Source organism: Sphaerochaeta sp. PS (assembly GCF_032144095.1).
In the GTDB taxonomy this organism is placed as follows: domain Bacteria; phylum Spirochaetota; class Spirochaetia; order Sphaerochaetales; family Sphaerochaetaceae; genus Sphaerochaeta.
Map to the genome: position 1 here is coordinate 22365 of NZ_JAVSNJ010000019.1, position 20112 is coordinate 42476.

Annotated in this window: 20 protein-coding genes; 9 read left to right on the forward strand and 11 right to left on the reverse strand. The window is 53.9% G+C overall.

Annotated elements, in window-relative coordinates; genetic code table 11:
- Nucleotides 1-141: 141 nt before the first annotated feature.
- Nucleotides 142-516: a metal-dependent transcriptional regulator gene (locus ROJ03_RS12100; protein WP_313727323.1), complete on the reverse strand. Its 375-nt coding sequence runs from the start codon at nucleotides 514-516 to the stop codon at nucleotides 142-144.
- A gap of 124 nt (nucleotides 517-640) precedes the next feature.
- Here ROJ03_RS12100 and ROJ03_RS12105 point away from each other — a divergent pair, with 124 nt between their 5' ends.
- The 6 genes from ROJ03_RS12105 to ROJ03_RS12130 all read left to right on the forward strand — a co-directional run bounded on the left by ROJ03_RS12105 (nucleotide 641) and on the right by ROJ03_RS12130 (nucleotide 5694).
- Nucleotides 641-865 carry a ferrous iron transport protein A gene (locus ROJ03_RS12105; protein WP_313727324.1) on the forward strand — a complete coding sequence of 75 codons (225 nt, stop codon included), beginning with the start codon at nucleotides 641-643 and terminating at the stop codon, nucleotides 863-865.
- A gap of 2 nt (nucleotides 866-867) precedes the next feature.
- Entirely contained in the window at nucleotides 868-2829 is a 1962-nt protein-coding gene (feoB, locus tag ROJ03_RS12110) for a ferrous iron transport protein B (RefSeq protein WP_313727325.1), read from the forward strand.
- A 13-nt stretch (nucleotides 2830-2842) separates the two neighbouring features.
- A complete protein-coding gene (locus tag ROJ03_RS12115; RefSeq protein ID WP_313727326.1) occupies nucleotides 2843-3049 on the forward strand; it encodes a hypothetical protein in 207 nt (68 codons plus the stop codon).
- A 241-nt stretch (nucleotides 3050-3290) separates the two neighbouring features.
- A complete protein-coding gene (locus ROJ03_RS12120) occupies nucleotides 3291-4106 on the forward strand; it encodes an amino acid ABC transporter substrate-binding protein (protein ID WP_313727327.1) in 816 nt (271 codons plus the stop codon).
- Nucleotides 4107-4291: 185 nt separating this feature from the next.
- On the forward strand, nucleotides 4292-4927 hold the full coding sequence (locus ROJ03_RS12125; RefSeq protein ID WP_313727328.1) for an amino acid ABC transporter permease: 636 nt from the start codon (nucleotides 4292-4294) through the stop codon (nucleotides 4925-4927).
- A gap of 8 nt (nucleotides 4928-4935) precedes the next feature.
- Nucleotides 4936-5694 (forward strand): amino acid ABC transporter ATP-binding protein, encoded by a 759-nt coding sequence (locus ROJ03_RS12130; RefSeq protein WP_313727329.1) that lies wholly within the window; start codon nucleotides 4936-4938, stop codon nucleotides 5692-5694.
- Here ROJ03_RS12130 and ROJ03_RS12135 read toward each other — a convergent pair.
- Together ROJ03_RS12135 and ROJ03_RS12140 are read right to left on the reverse strand one after the other, a co-directional pair.
- Nucleotides 5685-7268, reverse strand: a complete 1584-nt coding sequence (locus ROJ03_RS12135; protein ID WP_313727330.1) for a D-aminoacylase — start codon at nucleotides 7266-7268, stop codon at nucleotides 5685-5687. The genes ROJ03_RS12130 and ROJ03_RS12135 overlap by 10 nt on opposite strands.
- Nucleotides 7265-8197 (reverse strand): hypothetical protein, encoded by a 933-nt coding sequence (locus tag ROJ03_RS12140; RefSeq protein ID WP_313727331.1) that lies wholly within the window; start codon nucleotides 8195-8197, stop codon nucleotides 7265-7267. The genes ROJ03_RS12135 and ROJ03_RS12140 overlap by 4 nt, the downstream gene beginning before the upstream one ends.
- Nucleotides 8198-8354: 157 nt before the next feature.
- Between ROJ03_RS12140 and ROJ03_RS12145 the strand changes: the two genes are divergently transcribed.
- The gene (locus ROJ03_RS12145) at nucleotides 8355-9638 is read left to right on the forward strand and encodes an FAD-dependent oxidoreductase (protein ID WP_313727332.1); all 1284 of its coding nucleotides are present in this window, start codon (nucleotides 8355-8357) and stop codon (nucleotides 9636-9638) included.
- Here the strand turns inward: ROJ03_RS12145 and ROJ03_RS12150 are convergent.
- From ROJ03_RS12150 to ROJ03_RS12160, 3 genes are all read right to left on the reverse strand, one after another.
- A complete protein-coding gene (locus ROJ03_RS12150) occupies nucleotides 9633-10436 on the reverse strand; it encodes an alpha/beta hydrolase (protein ID WP_313727333.1) in 804 nt (267 codons plus the stop codon). The genes ROJ03_RS12145 and ROJ03_RS12150 overlap by 6 nt on opposite strands.
- Nucleotides 10437-10633: 197 nt before the next feature.
- The gene (locus ROJ03_RS12155) at nucleotides 10634-11158 is read right to left on the reverse strand and encodes a hypothetical protein (protein WP_313727334.1); all 525 of its coding nucleotides are present in this window, start codon (nucleotides 11156-11158) and stop codon (nucleotides 10634-10636) included.
- A 780-nt stretch (nucleotides 11159-11938) separates the two neighbouring features.
- Nucleotides 11939-12481, reverse strand: a complete 543-nt coding sequence (locus ROJ03_RS12160) for a hypothetical protein (RefSeq protein ID WP_313727335.1) — start codon at nucleotides 12479-12481, stop codon at nucleotides 11939-11941.
- Nucleotides 12482-12959: 478 nt separating this feature from the next.
- Here ROJ03_RS12160 and ROJ03_RS12165 point away from each other — a divergent pair, with 478 nt between their 5' ends.
- Together ROJ03_RS12165 and ROJ03_RS12170 are read left to right on the forward strand one after the other, a co-directional pair.
- On the forward strand, nucleotides 12960-14270 hold the full coding sequence (locus ROJ03_RS12165; RefSeq protein ID WP_313727336.1) for a nucleobase:cation symporter-2 family protein: 1311 nt from the start codon (nucleotides 12960-12962) through the stop codon (nucleotides 14268-14270).
- Nucleotides 14271-15188 (forward strand): nucleoside hydrolase, encoded by a 918-nt coding sequence (locus ROJ03_RS12170; RefSeq protein ID WP_313727337.1) that lies wholly within the window; start codon nucleotides 14271-14273, stop codon nucleotides 15186-15188.
- Here the strand turns inward: ROJ03_RS12170 and ROJ03_RS12175 are convergent.
- The 5 genes from ROJ03_RS12175 to ROJ03_RS12195 are packed head-to-tail and all read right to left on the reverse strand — an operon-like array spanning nucleotide 15185 to nucleotide 20058.
- The gene (locus tag ROJ03_RS12175; protein WP_313727338.1) at nucleotides 15185-15796 is read right to left on the reverse strand and encodes an NAD(P)H-dependent oxidoreductase; all 612 of its coding nucleotides are present in this window, start codon (nucleotides 15794-15796) and stop codon (nucleotides 15185-15187) included. The two genes, ROJ03_RS12170 and ROJ03_RS12175, sit on opposite strands and share 4 nt — an antisense overlap.
- Complete coding sequence (gene deoD / locus ROJ03_RS12180) at nucleotides 15793-16512, reverse strand: purine-nucleoside phosphorylase (RefSeq protein WP_313727339.1); 720 nt, start codon at nucleotides 16510-16512, stop codon at nucleotides 15793-15795. Before deoD ends, ROJ03_RS12175 begins: the two co-directional genes overlap by 4 nt.
- Nucleotides 16512-17423: an ABC transporter permease gene (locus ROJ03_RS12185; protein ID WP_313727340.1), complete on the reverse strand. Its 912-nt coding sequence runs from the start codon at nucleotides 17421-17423 to the stop codon at nucleotides 16512-16514. The genes deoD and ROJ03_RS12185 overlap by 1 nt, the downstream gene beginning before the upstream one ends.
- On the reverse strand, nucleotides 17420-18526 hold the full coding sequence (locus ROJ03_RS12190; RefSeq protein WP_313727341.1) for an ABC transporter permease: 1107 nt from the start codon (nucleotides 18524-18526) through the stop codon (nucleotides 17420-17422). Before ROJ03_RS12190 ends, ROJ03_RS12185 begins: the two co-directional genes overlap by 4 nt.
- A complete protein-coding gene (locus tag ROJ03_RS12195; RefSeq protein ID WP_313727342.1) occupies nucleotides 18523-20058 on the reverse strand; it encodes an ABC transporter ATP-binding protein in 1536 nt (511 codons plus the stop codon). The genes ROJ03_RS12190 and ROJ03_RS12195 overlap by 4 nt, the downstream gene beginning before the upstream one ends.
- Nucleotides 20059-20112 lie beyond the last annotated feature (54 nt).

The window sequence follows — 20112 nt, forward strand, 5'->3', positions numbered from 1 at the left end:
CCCACCGGGTCAGTCCCACCACAAGCCAAAGCTTTTGAGTTTATTGACCCGATTTGTGCACGTAAAAGTCATTCTTAGTGTCCATAGGCAAACTTGTATTGTAAAAAACAGAAATGTTATAACTTGTATACAGGCAAGGAGTCAGTTCTTCTCCCGCTGCTTTCGCATGAAGGAGGCGAGCTTCTCCATGGTTTCGCTGGAGATGTCATGCTCGATGAGGCAGGCATCCTGCTCGGCGATCCGTGGGTCGACCCCCAGCGTCTCATGCAGGAACGATGTCAGTGTCTTGTGGCGGAAATAGACCTGTGATGCCTTGATCTCACCCTTCTCTGTCAGAAGGATATCCCCGTAGGTCTCCTGGATCACATACCCATCGGCCATGAGGATCTTCATCGCCCGATTGACGCTTGGCTTGGAAACACCAAGGCGCAGGGCCACATCAGTAGTCCGTACCTTACCCTTCTCCTGGTGAATCGCCAATACGGCTTCCAGGTAATCTTCCCCAGATTTTTGCATACCCCATCGTACCACGCATCCCTTTTTTTGTCATCCCAAGATATCGGGACAGGGAGAGGAGCAAAAGCCATTGACACATATGTTTGTTTTGACTAACTTATAGAGGTAACAATAAGGAATACCTATGGCAATGACTATGGATGAGCTAACTGTTGGACAAAAAGCATCGGTGGGAACCATAACAGCACCCAAGCAGCTGAAACGAAGGCTGATGGATATGGGGTTCACAAAAGGTGTAGATATAGAGGTAGTCAAGATGGCCCCCATGGGAGACCCCATGGAAGTTACCCTGCGAGGGTACAATCTATGCCTACGCAAGGCTGAAGCCCGGGCCATAGAATTGAGGTGACCATGCAGACAATCTCCCTCATCGGTAATCCCAACTGCGGGAAGACCACGTTGTTCAATTCCCTTACGGGTACCACAGCCTATGTAGGCAACTGGCCTGGAGTTACCGTAGAGAAAAAAGAGGGAGCATGGAATGGGTTCAAGGTCCTGGACCTTCCGGGCATCTACTCACTCTCCCCCTACTCCCCCGAAGAAAAACTCTCCAGACGGTATATACTCGATGAGAGGCCCGACCTCATTATCGATGTCATAGATGCAACCAATCTGGAACGAAGCCTCTACCTTACCACCCAGCTCTCGGAACTGGGACGGCCGGTGCTGATAGTGCTCAACATGCAGGACCTCTTGGAAAAGGAGGGCATCACCATCGACCAGAAGCGTCTCTCCCTCATGACAGGCTGCCCGGTGGTATCCATCTCCGCCAGCAAGGGCATAGGCCTCGAGGTTTTCAAGGCCGAAGTCGAGAAAGCCCTTGCGGAAAACAAAGCCCCGGCCTGTCCCCTCTTCTCCAACTATGTGGAAAAATACATCAACGAACTGGTGGCCCATGACTACCTCCATACCATTCCCAAGGGAAGGCTTCCCCGTTGGGCTGCCATCAAGCTGCTGGAGGAGGATGAACTCTTTCTTACCACCATGCCTCCCTTCCCGGAAAGCTTCGCCGCCTACCTTGCCAAAGCACAGGCAAGCCTGAGGGCCCACTACGACGACGATGTCGAGGCCATCATCATAGACCAGCGCTACAAGGTGGCCGAACACATTTCCCGTGCCTGCCAGGTCAAGAAAGAGCAGAAACGGTCGTTCAACCTCGACACCATCGCAACCAGCCGATTCGGAGCGATCCCCCTCTTCATCGCCATCATGGGGGGTGTATTCTACCTCTCCATCGGCCTGGTAGGTGGCATTACCACAGGGTGGCTGGAGAGGATTTTCGGAATGCTTGGGGAGAACCTCACTATCCTGCTGGACGCCCTTGGGGTAGTTCCCATCCTATCAGGCATCCTGGTGGGAGGCATCATAGCAGGGGTGGGAAGCGTACTGACCTTCGTTCCCCAGCTCTTTGTCCTCTTCCTCCTCCTGAGCATCCTCGAAGACTGCGGCTACATGGCCAGGATAGCCTTCATCCTTGACCGTCTGATGAGAACCATCGGCCTGTCGGGCAAGTCGATCATCCCCCTGGTTATAGGGACAGGTTGCACGGTCCCTGCCATCATGAGCACGCGCACCATCGAGCACCAGAAACAGCGCGAGCTGACCATTTTGGTGACCCCGTTCATCCCCTGTGGGGCCAAGATGCCGATCTTCGCCCTCATGATCACCTACTTCTTCCCGGGGCAGTGGTATATCGCCCCTCTGATCTACCTCATCGGGATTGTGGCCATCATCTTCACCGGCTTCATCGTCAGGGCCTTTGACAAGCACAAGGAGAAGAACGTATTCATCCTTGAGCTTCCACGCTACCAGCTTCCCCAGATGCGAAACGTCTGGCTCCAGACCAGGGAGAGGACGATGGGCTTTGTCAGGAAGGCAGGGACAGTCATACTGCTCTCCTCTGTGGTCATCTACCTCTTGTCCTCATTCTCCTTTGCGCTACAGCCGGTCGATCCCGATGCAAGCATGCTGGCCATGCTAGGCAGGGTCATAGCACCGGTCTTCAAGCCTCTTGGCTTTGGGTTCTGGCAGGCAACGGTGGCCTTGCTGACTGGAATTGCGGCCAAGGAATCCATTGTCAGCACCCTGAGCGTCACCATGGGTGATGCCGGGATAACCTCCCTCTTCAATGCTTCATCTGCCCTTGCCTACATGACCTTCATCCTGCTCTCATCCCCTTGCATTGCATCAATCAGCGCAATGGCAAAGGAGTTGGGAAGCAAGGGAAAACTCCTGTTCGCCCTCGTATGGCAGACAGGGATCGCCTATCTTGCAGCACTACTGGTACGGGTTGTAGTACTGCTCATCCTATGAGGTGGTTATGCCTATGTTCATTATTGCTCTTGCCAATATACTTGTAGCTGTCGTGGTTGTCCTGTTGCTCTGGTATGCCATCCAGACCATCCGGGGAAAAGGTGATGATGGTGGATGTGGTTCCTGTTCCGATGACAACAAGGCAAGTTCTGCATGTTGCGGATGCGAATATGCCAATATCTGCCACAAAACAACCATCCCTCCGGAAAAGGGAAACTGAAAAACAGAGAGAGAGTCAACCTGCGTGGCAGGTATTAACAACTACATGCCCTGTAAAGAAAAACAGGGTCATTTTCCATTGTCACTATAGCCATGGAATAACTCCCATTCATACGCGTATATCCCAAAATGATATACAGCCAATGAATAAATATGCAATAAGACTGGATATTCTTGTGATATCCGTATAGACTCCTCCTAACTGCCAATTGAGGCATCTGTAATTATAGGAGAGAAACGCCATGAAAAAAATCACTATTGCACTGCTTGCCCTCCTGCTGCTGACATCCACCCTCTTTGGGGCCGGGTCGAAGGAACAGGGGCCAGGGGTAGACAACTCCCTGCAGAAGATACTTGCAAAAGGCAAGCTCATCGTAGGTCTTGACGACAGCTTCCCCCCCATGGGATTCCGTGACGAGAACAATGAGATCGTAGGCTTTGACATCGACCTGGCAAGAGGGGTTGCCAAGGGCATGGGTGTGGAGCTGGTCCTGCAGACCATCGACTGGAACGCCAAAGAACAGGAACTGAACACCGGCAACATCGACTGCATCTGGAATGGCTTCACCATCACCGAGGACAGGCTGAACGCAATGACCTTTACCCCGCCATATGTTAACAATGCGCAGGTTGTGGTGGTGAAAGGCTCCTCCCCCTACACCTCGCTTGCCTCCCTTGCAAAGAAGAACATAGGCCTACAGGCAGGCTCCTCAGCCGCCGAGGCCCTGGACAACAGCCCTGCCTTCAAGGCATCGGTGAAGAACGTTGTTGAGTTCAAGGAGAACCTCACCGGCCTTATGGATCTGGAGATCGGCGGTATCGATGGCCTGATCATCGACCTATTGGTAGCCAACGACAACATCAACCGCAGCGGAAAGGATTTCAGGATCCTTGACGAGCACCTCACCAATGAGTCATATGGGGTTGGATTCCGTAAGGGCGAGCAGAAACTTGCTGACGAGGTCTGGGCCCAGATGCTGGCTTTGAAAGCTGACGGCTCCCTGGCAAAGATCGCCACCAAGTGGTTCGGTGCCGACATTACGGTTGTAGGAAAATAAATTATTCGCTAGTATGACGGGGAGCCTAGGCTCCCCGTTTGTTGTTTTTGGCAGGCCTTGCCTTTTTCCTTGGTTTGCAGGCCCAGGGACCTGCCCTTACTGCAAACATTTTCCTGTTTTGGTATTTCTTGACCCTAGCAGTTCATGGCATGTTCATGCATGCCACACCATCGGAGGAGATTCACATGGGACAGCTACTGCAGCAGATGCTGGTAGGAACCGTAACAAGCCTCAAGATCTTTGTCCTTACGTTGCTTTTTTCACTCCCGTTGGGCGTGCTTGTAGCAAGGGGAAGGATGGCAAAGAGCCGTATTGTCTCGACCCTGGTCAACGCCTACATCATGATCATGAGGGGAACACCCCTGATCTTGCAGTTGATCTTCGTCTACTTCGCCCCCTACTACATCTTCGGGGCCTCCTACAACCGCTTTACCGCAGTCATTGTGGCCTACGTCATCAACTATGCCGCGTATTTTGCCGAGATCTACCGCGGAGGCATCCAGTCGATACCCAAGGGGCAGTTCGAGGCCAGTGAGGTACTTGGTTTCTCCAAGGCACACACCTTCACCCACATTGTGGTTCCCCAGGTACTCAAACGCATCATTCCGGCAATGGGAAATGAGGTAATAACCCTGGTCAAGGATACGGCCCTGGCCCAGACCATCGGGGTTGCAGAGCTCTTCCGGGTGGCACAGAATGCCTCAGCAAGGCAGTTCTCCACCATGCCGATCTTCATAGCAGGCATTTTCTACTTTGTCATGAACGCAATCGTGGCCAAGAGCTTCGACCAGCTTGAGAAAAAACTCAACTACTACAATTAGGAGGCCGGATGAACATCATATCAGTGACAGACCTGAAAAAAGGTTTTGACGGGCTGGGAGTTCTCAAGGGCATCTCCTTTACCCTGCAGAAAGGAGAGGTCCTCTCTGTCATCGGGCCATCAGGCAGTGGCAAGAGTACCCTCCTGCGCTGCCTTACCCAACTTGAGCCCATTGACCAGGGCACCATTGAGGTTTGCGGCGACACCATGGTGACGACCGATTCCAACGGGATCGTGCAGTATGCGTCAAAGAACACCCTGCACACCGTACGGCTTCACTGTGGCCTGGTATTCCAGAACTTCAACCTGTTTCCCCACATGAATGTGCTACGCAACATCACCGAAGCCCAGATGCATGTACTGAAGAAGACCAAGGCTGAAGCGGAAGTGACCGCACGGGCGCTGTTGGTGAAGATGGGCCTTGAGGAAAAGGAAAAGGCCTACCCTTGCCAGCTTTCGGGTGGCCAACAGCAACGGGTATCGATAGCACGCGCCCTTGCCCTCAACCCTGAAGTACTCTGCTTTGACGAGCCCACCAGCGCCCTCGACCCCGAACTCACCGGTGAGATCCTGAAAGTCATCAAAACCCTGGCAAAGGAGAAGATGACCATGATCGTCGTCACCCACGAGATGTCCTTCGCAAGGGATATATCCGACAGGGTCATCTTCATGGATGATGGGCTCATCGTCGAGGAAGGCAGGCCGGAGGAGCTGTTCAACCGGCCCAAGAACGAACGTACCCAGCGGTTCCTCCAGCGCTACGAGTAGAGGGCAAGCATCTCTCCTGTGCACCTTCCGGTAGGCTCCCCATCCAGCAGTGCAGGCTTGCCGTTGACCAGCACCATCACCATGCCACTGGGCTTGGCTGAGGGATTGCTGTCAGTGGAGTTGTCCGCTATGGCAAGGGGGTCAAAGAGGACAAGGTCGGCCTTGTAGCCTTGCATCACCTTTCCACGGTCTGCAAGCCCAATCCGTGAGGCAGGTTCAGCTGTCATCTTGTTGATGAGCACCTCAAGGGGAAGCACATCCAGCTGCTTCCAATACCTGTCCAACAGATGCACAGCAGCCTGATAGGAGCGCGGATGGGTCTTCTGCCCTGCAAAGAGGGCATCGGTTCCAAAGCACATCAGCGGATGGCTCAGGATCCGTTTGAGGGAGTCCTGGCTCTGGGTGATGTCGGTCATCAGGGCAGAACCCTTCTCCTCCATAAGGAGGTCGAAGAAGGAGTCAAAGGGCCCCTGGTTTCTCCGGTTTGCAATTTCGGTAAGGGTGAGGCCCTCATACTGGCGGTTGCTGTCAAGCACAAGGGCTGTGATGTTGTCCCAGCCGCAAAGTTCATAGAGGCTGTCCCATCCCTCCGGGTTCTGCATCTCCTCCTTGATGGCACAACGCTCCTTGGGGCTTGAGAGCAACCTCTGCAGGTCCTCCCTCGTGAGACGAAGGTAGTGGGGAGGCAGCAGGCTAAAGAGGCTGGTTGAACCATACTCATAGGGGTACTGGTCGAACAGTACGTCGATGCCCTCCAACCTTGCCTTCTCAATGAGCGTGAGCATTTCGGAGACCAGAATCTGGTTTACCCTTCCGATAGCCTTGAGATGGCTTATCTCCAGCCTCACACCGGTCATCCGTGCAAGGTCGATGACCTCCTCGAGGGCCTCGATCACGTCATTGCCCTCGCAACGGATATGGACGGCAAAGAACCGGTCGTAGCGTTTGGTCAGGCGCAGCAGGGAGAGCAACTCCCGTCGGTCGGCAAAGAGACAGGGAGCATAGTAGAGGCCGCTGGAAAAGCCCACACACCCCTCTTTGAAACTCTTCTCGAGCAGGGAGCACATCTTCTGTACCTCAGCTTCGGTTGCAGGCCGGTTGGGGTTTCCCTCTAGGGCATAATAGCGCAGGGGGCTATGTGGCTGGAGAAAGGCCATGTTTGTCCCGCTTGCCCTCTCTTTCCAGACTTTTGCATAGTCTGAGAACGTTCTCCAACCAAAGGGTCCAAATGGACCGAGGATATCCTGCACCTGGGAGACCAAATCGGTATGCTGCTCCTTGAGGGGATAGACCCCGATGCCACAGTTCCCTGCAACCTCCGTGGTGATGCCCTGGCAGATCTTTGGCAACATCGCAGGGTTTCTCAGGACCTCCAGCTCGCTATGGCCATGGATGTCGATGAACCCCGGGCAGAGGACCAACGAGGAGGCATCGATAACCTGCCCAGAAGCAACGCCCTGGCCCTGGGTAACCTTGACTATGGTATCATCCTTGACCGCCACATCGCCGATGAAGGAACCCTGTCCCGACCCATCGACAATCGTGGCGTTCTGGAAATAGTAATCGTAACTCATGTACTACTCTCCTTGCGCAACAATAGCGCAAACTCATGCTGCAGGGACTGTTCAAGCATCCTCAACGTATTTTGGTAATTACCCCTGGTTCGGGTAAGCAGGAGGGCTGCCTTGAACTCATCCAGCATGGACACATCAACAAAAACCGGGGGAAAGCCACTATTGAGCAGCTCACCGGCAAGGGCCAAGGATGCAAAGATTGCATCATACCGTCCGAAAGGACGAATGCGAAGCAGTTCACCAAACAAAAAGAGGGCACGGACAAGCGGATGGAGGGCTGACCACTCCCTTTCGTACTGGGTCAGCAGGATTTCCATGCTTGTCTTCACAGACAGGGACCTCTGCTCGGAAGCCTCGACCCTCCGGTACGAACCAGCCTCATCGTCTATCCCCTGCAGGAGCGTCCTATAGAGTTGGAGCAACCGGCTTTCGGTGTAGAAGGGGGTATGCCGAACCCCTCCTCCCACCGGGCCCAGCCCGCTCTCCTGCACAAGACGCAACAGGATGGATCGGGTGTTGAGGGCAAGCAACTGGGTATCGAAGGAAACGGAAGAGGAAAAGCATCCTGAAAACAACAGGGCCAGATCTTCATGTCCCAGGTCCAGCCCTTCATAGACAAAGGTGCTGAGGGTGAACCGGAAGGCGGCCTGCCTGTACATGCGCATCACAAACTCAGAATCCTTCTGGAGGGTGAGAAATTCCTCCTGGGCCTTTTCCAGGGCGGACAAGTTGATGGAACCTACCCTGAGGTCGTCATTCTTCAGATGGCGCAATTGCCGCCCGTCTCCAGGCTTGGAGGCATCAAGGGGGATATTCCAGGCCCATCCATTGCGGATAACCCCGTCCACCCTTCCCTCAGCGCAAAGGATCCTCACCCGGCGTTCAGAAATCCCCCACTGCAGGGCAGCTTGGCTGACACTCATGTACATGGCGTAAACTCCATAGTATTATTCCTAATAGGGAATGGTACTATGTTTACTTTGTTTGCGCAATACATTCCGAACAAGTTGGGGCTTTACCAATGAAGGAAGATTAGCGATAATGACGCGGAAGGAAAACCCTTCCAATCTTCTTTGGAGGGACCAGATGGAACAGTATGATGTTGTCATTGTAGGAAGCGGACCTGCCGGAATGGGTGCCGCATTTACCCTGGCAGCCAGGAGGCCTGAACTCAAGATACTCATGCTTGATAGGGAGAAGACCTCCACAGGTGGCATGCGCAATGATTGCAAGATGAACTTCACCTACCCTATCGGCTTTCCCGTCGAGTATTGGACAGCCGAGGATGCCGGACACTATCTGGACCAGGTAATAGAGTTCCTCCAGCCCTCCTTCCTTCCCAAATCAAACATAGAGGTCTATCAGAAGAGGGCAGAACGGCTTGGGTGCACCCTGCTGGACATCAGGCAGACCCATCTGGGTACCGATGGAGGGCTGATCCTCATCAAGGCACTGCTGGCAAGGCTGGCAGGACTTGGGGTGGAACTCGCACTGGGCGAGGCGATGGAGAACATCAACCAGCAGGAGAGGTTCATCATTACCGAGAAGCGGGAGATTGGGTACAAGAAGCTCCTCGTGGCCCCAGGGCGAAAGGGCTTCCATTTTTTGCAGGACCTGATGCACACCCTCTCCGTTCCCTTTGTGGACAACATCGTCGACATCGGCCTCAGGATCGAGACCAGGATCGAACACTACCCGATCGTCAAGGACTACTACGACCCCAAGTTCTACTTTCCTGAAAAGGTACGGACGTTCTGCACCAACAGCGGCAATGCCCATGTGGTACGGGAACGGTATGCCACAAGCCGTGGCGACCAGTGGCACTCGGTCAACGGCCATGCATTCTCCCCAGATAGTCGCACCGACAACGGCCTGGTCAACTTTGCGATCCTGAAGACCGTGCGTTTCACGGCCCCCCTTGCCAGCGGGCAGGCCTTTGCCGAGAACCTCGGGCTCCAGGCCTCCCTGATGGGAGGAGGAAAGCCTCTCATGCAGCGGGTCGGGGACTTCCGTCTGGGTTCCCGGAGCAAGGAGGACAGCTTCAGCGGGGACCTGTATGACTTCGAGCCATCGCTGAAGAGCTGTTGCCCGGGTGATATCTCCCTGGCAATACCAGCGAAGATACTTCGGGCCATCTGGCGGGCAATGAAGAACCTCGACACCATAGTGCCAGGGGTCCTCCATCCATCGACGATCATGTACTACCCGGAGATCAAGCTCTATGCAAACAAGCCAACCTACCTCGATGAACGGTTCCGCGTTACCGAGGATATCTGGTTTGCAGGCGATGGAGCTGGGACAAGCCGGGGGATAACCGGTGCCTGGGCAAGTGGGATCCGAGCTGCCGAGGGCATCGACGAATCCCTATAGCTCGTGCTCAAACCGCCCATTCAGCCATGAGGAACAGAGGCCTACCCAAGCCTGGCACTCCTTGTTTGGCGTCCCTACCTCGTGGTTGCTCATCGATAGCCCATGCGCGCCCTCAGAAAAGAGATGCAGGGCGAAGGGGATGTTCTTTGCCCTGAGTGCTGAGGCAAAGAGCATGCTGTTCTCCACCGGAACCGATCCATCAGTGACGGTATGCCAGATAAAGCAGGGCACGGTAGTCTCGGTGACCCTATCCTCAAGGCTGAAGAGCTTTCGGTCCTCCTCATCCTTCCCGCTTACCCAGTCGGAGCTCTCCTGGTGGCAGACCCCACTCTTGGTGGAGATGACAGGATAGCAGAGCACTGCTGCATCGGGGCGGTTCATACCACCCTTGGTATCAAAGGCTGCGAGCAGCCTGGGATGGTCGTGCATGGTTGCCAGCGATGCCGCAAGATGGCCTCCCGCACTGAAGCCCACAATAGCTATGCTGTTCGGGTCACACATCCAATCCACCGCATGCTCGCGGATCCTGATGATGGCGTCGCTCGCCTCTATCAGGGGATTGAGCGAGGCCGCCTCCTCCTGGACCGAGTAGTCGAGGATAAAGACGTTATAGCTCATCGAGAGGAAGTGAAGGGCAACTGGATCCCTCTCCCTTTCCGAACGAAATCGATATGCTCCTCCGGGACAGATCACCACCGTAGGCCTGATATTCCGAATACCCCCATCCTGGGTAAAATCCTGCAGGTACCCGGTCAGGGGCACCTGATTTTTTCCAACTGCTGTCTGTATGATTCTCATAGGAAGCATAGTACCACACCTTATGCCACCCTTTCCATGAGTACCAATATGGTTGGACATTACATCCCAAGAAAAACGCTACTCATCCTATTTTTCAGATCCAGGGTATTCTATCCACCTGTCCCAACAATAGCAGAGACCTCCTAAAAGGAGGTCCCTGTGTGCAGGCAAGCTGGTGGTGGTTTCAGCGGCTTCTCTTACGTTGCTGTGAAGGTGAAGGTTACGGTGCCGGTGTGCAAACCAGATACTGCAGCATCAAAGGTGGTAGAATCCACAGTAAGCGATATGGGCATTGATTTGCCGGTAAGGCCAGTGAGACCAGTGACAGTATCGATGAGCACTGCGGCAACGGCAGTTCCTCCATTGGTAGTAACAACCTGGCTATTGCAGCCAACAGTGTAGTTGATATAGGAGGGAGTAACACCTTCAGTATTGGTCATTGCAGTTGCACCCATGGTGAGAGTATACCCGGTTCTCTTATTGGAAAGGGTGGTCACCCATGCGGCGATGGTCTGGGCTCCGCTTGCAGTAATATTCTTTGTGGTAAAATCCCCTGCTGTTGCATATGCAGCGGCAGTATTTCCAACCATGGCGGCAGAAGAAACCTTCATCTGTCCCTTCTCGCTGACTGTGGTGGTGACGGTGAAGCTGTCATCAGAAGCAAAGATGCTGGCCGAAGCGATGATCAGGATCAGAAGGGTTGCAATGATTGTCTTTTTCATGGGGTTTTCCTTTAGGAGCTAAGCTCCCGTGCAAGATTTCTTTTTTTGTGCCTTTTCCTAAGCACACTGGTAGGATATAGTGTAGTGAGACTTATGTCAATAGTTTTAAAATAATATATATTAAAAATAGTAAATATTTAATAATTTTTTTTATTGTTTTGCTATCTAAGTAATTACCTTAATTTTCTGGCTTTGTTACTTATGACAAGGGTAACGGAATAAGTAGGCGGTACAGTGTTACATAAATCTAAACCTTGGGTGTATTTTCTCGTGATTTGGCCCATATTATAGAGATACTGAATACTGTATGTACGAAGTTTGCTCTTCACATCTACCAAAAGCTGTGTTTCACACAAAGGGTTTTCCACCTGCTACCTTTTTCCCATCTCCAAAAAAAGAAGGCAACATGCTTGTACTCACTACCTCCAGCAGATGCCAAAACTTCTTTCTTGTTTCCAAAGAGAGTATTTCGGGCCTAGGAGTTTTTGTTTTCGCCCCTACTCAAGGCGATCCTAAGCTGGGCATGAAGATGCCATTGCTACAGACTCTCTAGCCTATGGCTGGTTTCCGGAAAATGTGGGACGTTTGCCAGGGCGTCCTCCCAGCAAGATGGTCCCCTCTGTACAGTAGACCTGATGGGTTGTCGTGGATGATAGGCTATTTCAGATTTGGCTCTTTCCTTGGGGAAAAACGACAGGGGCTGGCCTGTAACGTACAAGAGACCTCCTGGTAGGAGGTCCCTGTGGACAGACAAGCGTGTTGTGGTTTCAGCGGCTTCTCTTATAGGGCTGTGAAGGTGAAGGTTACCGTGCCGGTGTGCAAACCAGCTACTGCAGCATCAAAGGTGGTACCATCCACAGTAAGCGATATGGGCATTGATTTGCCGGTGAGGCCAGTGAGGCCGGAGACAGTATCTACAGCAGTACCAGTTATGGTGGTAGCGGCAGCGCCATGGGTAGCGGCAGTTTGGGTTCCACAAACAACTGTGTAGTCAATATAGGAGGCAGTTGCACCTGAACCGTTGATCATGGGAGTTGCAGCCATCGTTACCTTATAGCCGGTGCGCTTGTTGGAAAGGGTGGTCATGTATGCAACGACACCAGCAGTACCCTGTGCTCCACTAGCGGTGATGGCGAGGTTGGTAAAATCCGCTAATGCACCGTATGCAGCGGCAGTATGTCCAACCATGGCGGCAGTAGTAACCTTCATGTCTCCTCGCTCAGCAACAGTGGTGGTGACGGTGAAGTTGTCGCTAACTGCGGCAAAGACGCTGGCCGAAGCGATGAGCAGGATCAGAAGGGTTGCAATGATTGTCTTTTTCATGGGGTTTTCCTTTAGGAGCTAAGCTCCCGTGCAAGATTTCTTTTTTTGTGCCTTTTCCTAAGCACACTGGTAGGATATAGCTTAGTAAGACTTATGTCAATAGATTCTACTTTTATTTTAATTAAAAAAATCATTATTATTAATAGTATTTTTAATTTGTTCTGATATATGTATTTATAATATTTTATATCCTACACCACTTATGACAACGCTCTTATTGTTGCTCTGCGCCTATACTACATATCTTCTATACTGTAGGTGAATTTTCTTTTGATATTGCCACATTACCAGACATAGGACATAAGAATTGTGCTAGTTGAATCAATTTCATTGCACAAGCATATTTGGGAACCCTTCCAAGATCGAAACCCAATCGTTGTCGTATTCAACCTCCTTGGACCATTTATTTCGATTGCTCTTTATCCACCCAGACAGCTGTGTTACCATCTAGGCGATAGACACAGATAAGGAAAGGTCCATGAAACCAGTACAGAGAACAACCATCTTTACCCTCGAAGGGGTCCCCTCCTTCAGGCGCGCACTGCCTCTGGCAACCCAGCATGTGGTCGCCATGATCGTCGGGTGCGTTACCCCAGCCCTCATCCTGTCCCGGGTAGCCTCACTCTCGGCCCAGGATAGCATCATATTGGTTCAGGGTGCTCTGGTAATCGCTGCGCTTGCAACCTTCCTGCAGCTCTTTCCCATCAACAGATACCTGGGGTCGGGGCTACCGGTCATCCTGGGAGTCAGTTTTGCATACCTACCCAGCATGCAGGGCATTGCCCGTGGCTACGACCTGGCAACCATCTTTGGGGCCCAGCTGGTAGGGGGCCTCGTAGCCATCTTTGTGGGAATATTTGTCAGGCAGCTACGCAGGTTCTTCCCTCCCCTCATCACAGGGACAGTGGTATTTACCATCGGGCTCTCACTCTACCCTACCGCCATCAACTACATGGCCGGAGGCGTAGGAAGCCCCACCTTCGGCTCTGCCCAGAACTGGATCCTTGCCCTCATCACCCTCACCGTTGTGACGGTCCTCAACCATTTCGGCAAAGGCATCTTCAAGCTGGCCTCCATTCTCATCGGCATCATCGTCGGCTACATGCTCTCCCTCTTCCTTGGGATAGTGGACTTTTCTGCCATCTCCTCAGCCGGTGTTTTCCAGGCTCCCCAGCTTATGCATTTCGGCATCAGGTTCGAGATCTCGGCCTGTTTTGCCCTGGGAATCCTCTTTGCCATCAACTCCATACAGGCCATAGGTGACTTTACCGCCACCACCGTAGGATCGATGGACAGGGAGCCCACCGATACAGAGCTCAAGGCCGGTATCATAGGCTATGGGTTCACCAACCTGCTGGGAGCCCTTATGGGAGGCCTTCCTACTGCAACCTACAGCCAGAATGTCGGTATCGTCACCACCACCAAGGTCATAAACCGCATAACCCTCGGCCTCGCCGCACTGATACTCCTGGTTGCTGGCCTGGTTCCCAAGTTTTCAGCCATCCTGACCACCATCCCCCAGTGTGTTCTGGGAGGGGCCACCATCTCGGTGTTCGCATCCATTGCCATGACAGGCATGAAGCTGGTAGTCTCGGAGGAGATGAACTACCGAAACACCTCCATCGTCGGTCTTTCAGCGGCCCTGGGCATCGGCATCGCCGACTCCTCAGCTGCCATCTCGACCTTTCCCCAGTGGTTCCAGGTAATCTTCGGTCAGTCACCCGTAGTCATAGCAACCATTGTTGCTGTAGCCTTGAACATCATGCTTCCCAAGCAGAGGAATATGTAAATGCAGAGAATCATCCTTGACGTAGACACAGGCCTCGACGATGCAGTGGCCATCATCCTGGCAGCAGGCTCTCCATCGATCCATATCGAAGGGTTGGTGGCAACATCAGGCAATGTGGGACTGGAACGGACACTGGAGAACACCCTCAATGTCTGCGAGGTTGTCGGTATCGAAGCCCCGGTCTATAGAGGTTCCTCCCAGCCCCTGGTCAGGGACAAGGTCGATGCCGGGGATTTCCATGGGGAAAGCGGGCTTGACGGACCGGTCTTCCAACCCAGGAGACGCCAGCAGGTCCAGGAAGGAAGCGGCATCCAGTTCATCATCGACACCATCATGGCCAACCCCCATGAGATAACCCTGGTACCCGTTGGACCCCTGACCGACATAGCCGTTGCCATGCAGAGGGAACCCAGGATCATCTCAAGGGTCAAGGAGATTGTCCTGATGGGAGGCTCTTTCGTCGGGGGAAACGTCACCAAGGAAGCGGAGTTCAACACCTATGCCGACCCCGAGGCTGCACAGATCGTATTCACCAGTGGTGCACCCCTGGTGATGTTCCCCCTTGACTGCACCACCAAGGTCACCCTCTCCCCAGAGCAGCTTGAACGCTACCACACCTTCACAGGAGAGAGTGCAAGGCTCTTCTGCTCCTGCATGGACAGCTACATGGCCAACTACCAGAGAAAGGGAAAAGGGCATCCTGCAATGCACGACCCCCTCTGTATTGCCTATCTCATTGACCCCAAACCCTTCCTCTTCGAACGGCATGAGGTTTCAGTCGAACTTGAGGATGCCCCTACCTATGGGAAGACACTCAAGGGGAAGGAAACAGAGACAGGAGGTGTCCTTGTTGCCAAAAAGGGGGATACCACCCATTTTTGGTCGCTGATCGACCAGGCCCTTCTCTCCCTTCGCTAAGGGTGGAAGACCACCAGGTCATCCAGGCTCTGGCGAATCTTCGTTCGTGGAGGTTCGTCAGGGTACCCAAAGGGGATGACCATCGAAACAAGCCAATCTTCCTTGCCTAGCCCAAGCAGGCCCAGCACCTTAGCCTCATCAAACCCCTCGATGGCACAGCTCTGGATCCCCAGGGCAGCGGCTCCTGTCATCATGTTGGCAACAGCAAGATAGCCTTGGCTACGGGACCAGCTTTCCAGCCTTCCCTCACCCTTCAGAAACTCATGGTACGGCCGGTAATCCTCGACAAAGTCAGTGAGGGAGCCCGGGAAGCGCTCACCCCTTTGGTGTACCGCCGGCCCATCTGGGTCGAGGAAGGCAGGAGGCCTGCAGAGGATGACGATGGAAAGGGGGGCTGTGAGCACCGACTCCTGGTCAAAACAGGCGTGGTAGAGCTCTTGGCGAAGACCCTGGCCTTGCACAACATGAAACGACCACAACTCCAGACCGAACGAGGTCGGGGTAAGGCGGCCATACTCCAGGATTGAGGTTAGGTCCTCATGGGTTATCATGGTTTGGGCGTATCGCTTGCAGGCAAACCGGCTCTGCATCGCCTGAAGAAAATTCATCGGACCTCCAAGGCAACTTCGAGGGCAACCTCTATCATGGGAAAGAGCCCGGTCCAACGCATCTCGTCAGAGAACCCTTCACCGGTTACACAACTGTCGGTCATGGTCAAAATGGAGAGGGCTCGTTTTCTGCACCAGGCGGCTGTTGCATAGAGGGCATAGCTCTCCATGTCCTGGGCAAGGGCCCCCATACGGGCCCAGGCTTGCCAGCTGTCTGCACCCAGAGCGTTGTAGGAGGAGAAGAGGTCACTGGAAAAGACCATGCCTGCCTGGCATGGGTAGCCAAGGGCCTTTACCTTCTCAAGTGCACAGAGCAACAGCGAAGGGTCGCAGCACGGGCTGAGGGTCCCCTTCAGGTTGTATTGGTGGGCCCAGGCAGAGTCGGTGCTGGCTGTCATCGCAAGGACCAGGTCCCCTACAGCCAGGCTATCCTGCAGGCCTCCACAGGTGCCGATACGGATGATGGCCCCAACATCATATTCGGTAAAGAGCTCATAGCTGTAGATCCCGACCGAGGGTCCTCCCATGCCGGTTGCAAGCACAGTGACGGCCTTTCCCCGATAGGTGCCGGTATAGCCCAACACATTGCGCACATCGGTGACAAGGCGCGCATCAGAGAGGAACTTCTCGGCAACGAAACGGGCCCGTAGGGGATCTCCCGGAGCCAGGACCACGTTGGCGATGTCACCTTTTCTTGCTTTGTTGTGGGGTGTCATCAGGAGGCCCCCTTCTCATACGGCTTGCCCGCAGCCCTAGGGGCATAGTTCTTGCCGCTGAAGAGCACCAGGGCTACCAGGGTAACCACATAGGGCAGGATGTTGAACACCTCAGTGGGCAGGACACGCAAGGCGGGGATGTTGTTTGCTATGATGGCAAAGGCCTGGGCAGTCCCGAAGAGGAATGCAGCCCCCATCACCCCAAGGGGTCTCCACCGCCCGAACGAGACGGCAGCGAGGGCAATGAAGCCCCGTCCATTGATGGTATTGGAGGTGTACTGGATGGTTTGGGTCAGCACGACACAACCACCGGCGAGGCCAGCAAGGATCCCACTGGAGAAGACTGCAATATACCGCATCCTCTTGACGTTTATGCCCACACTCTCAGCAGCACTGGGGTGCTCGCCACAGGAGCGGAGGTGCATGCCGAAAGGAAGCTTGTAGAGGAGGAACCAGGAGAGGATCACCACAGCTATGGCAATGTAGGCAGTAGGATAGATTCCCAAAAAGTCGGTCTGCATGCCCATCCTGAACTCACGGGTGCGGTCAGCAGAAAACAGGATCTGGGAAGCGAATATCGTCACCCCGCTTGCGAGCAGGTTGATACCGGTTCCGCTGATGGTCTGGTCTGCATTGAGGTTGATGGCCGCCACCGCATGGATGAGGGAGAAGGTCCCTCCTGCCAATGAGCCGGAGACCAGTGCCAGGAATAGGGAAAGGGTGTGTGGCACCCCGGCGCTCTCCATCAGCACATGGGCCGAAGCCGCGGTACAGGCCCCTATGGCCATAAGGCCCTCAAGGGCAATGTTGACGACCCCTGATTTCTCGCAGATCATACCCCCGATCGCGGTGATCAGGATGGGGGCGACTATCATGAGGATCGAGGGGAACATTCCAAATATCATGTTCATTGTACACCCACCTCCTTCTGCAAGGCTCGTTTGTCCAGATATTCACGATAGAGCTTCAAAGCCGAACGTAGGGCGATGAAGATCACGATAAGACCCTGGATGATGAAGGTGATCTCCTTGGGGATCTGCTTGCTCTGCATCAGGGCCTGGGCATTCTTGAGCATCCCGAAGAGCAAGCCAGCGAGCATGGTGCCAAGGGCAGTGCTGTTACCCACCAGGGCTACTGCGATGCCGTCAAAGCCATAGTTGTCCATCCCCGAGAGCACCCTTCCATACTTGAAGGACCCAAGGGCGACGATTCCACCGGCAAGGCCTGCAAAGGCTCCGCTGATGGCCATGGAGAGGGCAATGCTCTTGACGACAGGAATCCCGCTTGCCCGGGCGGCCTCTTTGTTGAAACCGGTGGCACGCATACCAAAGCCAAGGCTGGTCTTCTCCATGATGAACCAGTAGAGGATGACCGCAGCGAGCATCATGAAAATGCCATTGTTCAACAGGGAGTTGTTGGTAATCTTCTGGAAGAAACTGTTGCCGATAAGGGAGGTCGCCGGGAAGTTTGCCGTCTTGTAGGTGGTCGCCCCAGGCAACTGCAGGCAGATGATCCTCGAAAGGTAGAGGGCAATGTAGTTGAGCATGATGGTGGAAACAACCTCGGAGACCTCATACTTTGCCTTGAGCAGGCCCACGATGCCTCCCCAAAGGGAGCCGATGACCACAGCCGCTATGATGGCGATCATCCAGTGGAGGTGAGGGATGGTAGGACCCAGCAAGGCAACAGCCTGGGCAACGGTAAGGCCCATGATGTACTGCCCTTCCCCTCCGATATTGAACAGCCCGACCCTGTTTGCAAAGGCCATGGAGAGGCCACAGAGGATGAAGGGCACCGAATAGTTGAGTGTCTCGCCGATGTAGCGCACATTCATCTTGCCGTTGTCCACGTTGTACCCGGTAAGGGATTGCAGGATCGCCTTGTACATGTTGAGGGGGTTCTTCCCCACAAGGGCAATGAGGATGGTTCCACAGAAGAAACCCAACAGGACAACCAATACGGATACGGCACCGTCAGATTGCAGCAGACTCTGCTTTTGCTTTGCATGCATCATCGGAATGCCTCCTCTTTCTTCGAGCCGGCCATCATCATCCCTATCTCCCGCTCGGTCACCTCATTCTGTCTGTTCACCGCCACGATACTTCCTTTGCTGATGGTTGCGATACGGTCGCAGAGGTTCATGATCTCATCAAGCTCAAAGGAGACAAGCAGGATAGCCCTACCCTTTCCCCTCTCGTCGATGATACGCTTGCGTATGTACTCGATGGCACCCACATCAAGGCCACGAGTCGGCTGGGCCACTACCAGGACCTTCGGTGAGAGGGAGATCTCCCTCGCCACGATGACCTTCTGCTGGTTGCCCCCTGAAAGGCTTGCCGCAGGGGTAAGGGCACCTTCACCGGAGCGAATGTCAAACTGCTCGATCAGGGCCTCGGCATCGTCATGCATCTTGGCAAAATCCAGAAGCCCATACCGGTTCCTGTAGAGACTTCGATAGTAGTTCTTCAGGGCACAGTTCTCGTAGATGGAGAACTGGCCTACCAGGCCAAACTTGTGCCTGTCCTCGGGGATATATCCCAGACCCAGTTCGATACGGGCCCGGATCGAGAGGTTAGTGATGTCCGTCCCATCCAGGGTGATGGAACCATTGCTCACTGAAGAGAGGCCGATGATGGCCGAGAGCAGTTCACTCTGCCCATTGCCATCGACCCCGGCAATACCCACGATCTCCCCTGCACAGACATCCAGAGTCAGGTCAGTGACCTTCTCCATTCCTGATGCATTGTTGACGCTCACCCCGTTGAGGGAGAGCATGACACCCTTGGCCTCCATCTCCGGCTTGTCGATCTCAAACTTCACAGCTCGCCCGACCATCATCTCGGCAAGGTCCTGTTCGCTTACCGAGTCGACATCAACGGTACCGATATACTTGCCCCGCCTGAGGACGGTACACCTGTCGGCGACCTCCTTGATCTCCTTAAGCTTGTGGGTGATGAGGATGATGGTCTTTCCCTCGGAACGCAAAAGACGGAGGATATCCATCAGTTCATCGATTTCCTGGGGAGTCAACACGGCCGTCGGCTCGTCAAATATGATGATGCTTGCATTGCGGTAGAGGGTCTTGAGAATCTCCACCCGCTGTTGTTGGCCTACCGAGATATCCTCGATGAGGGAGGAGGGATCGACAGAAAGTCCATACTGCTTGCTGATCTCCCCCACCCTGATGCTGGCCTTGTGCAGGTCCAGCAGCCCACCAAACCTTGTGGGTTCCATTCCCAGGACGATATTCTCCGTTACCGTGTAGTTCTGCACCAGCTTGAAATGCTGGTGTACCATCCCGATGCCCAATTCCGTAGCAATATTGGGGTTCTTGATCTCCGTTGGTTTCCCATGGATGGAGATGGTTCCGCTGTCAGCACTGTAGGCGCCAAATAGGATGGACATCAGGGTCGATTTCCCTGCCCCATTCTCGCCAAGGAGGGCATGAATCTCCTTTTCCCGAACCTGGAGGGTTACCTTGTCGTTGGCTATTACCCCAGGAAAGGTCTTGGTGATGCCCACCATTTCAATTGCATACTCACTCACCTTCGGCTCCTAACTAAGCTCTCTCTCTGGCCACTGGCTACAATGACCAGGAAG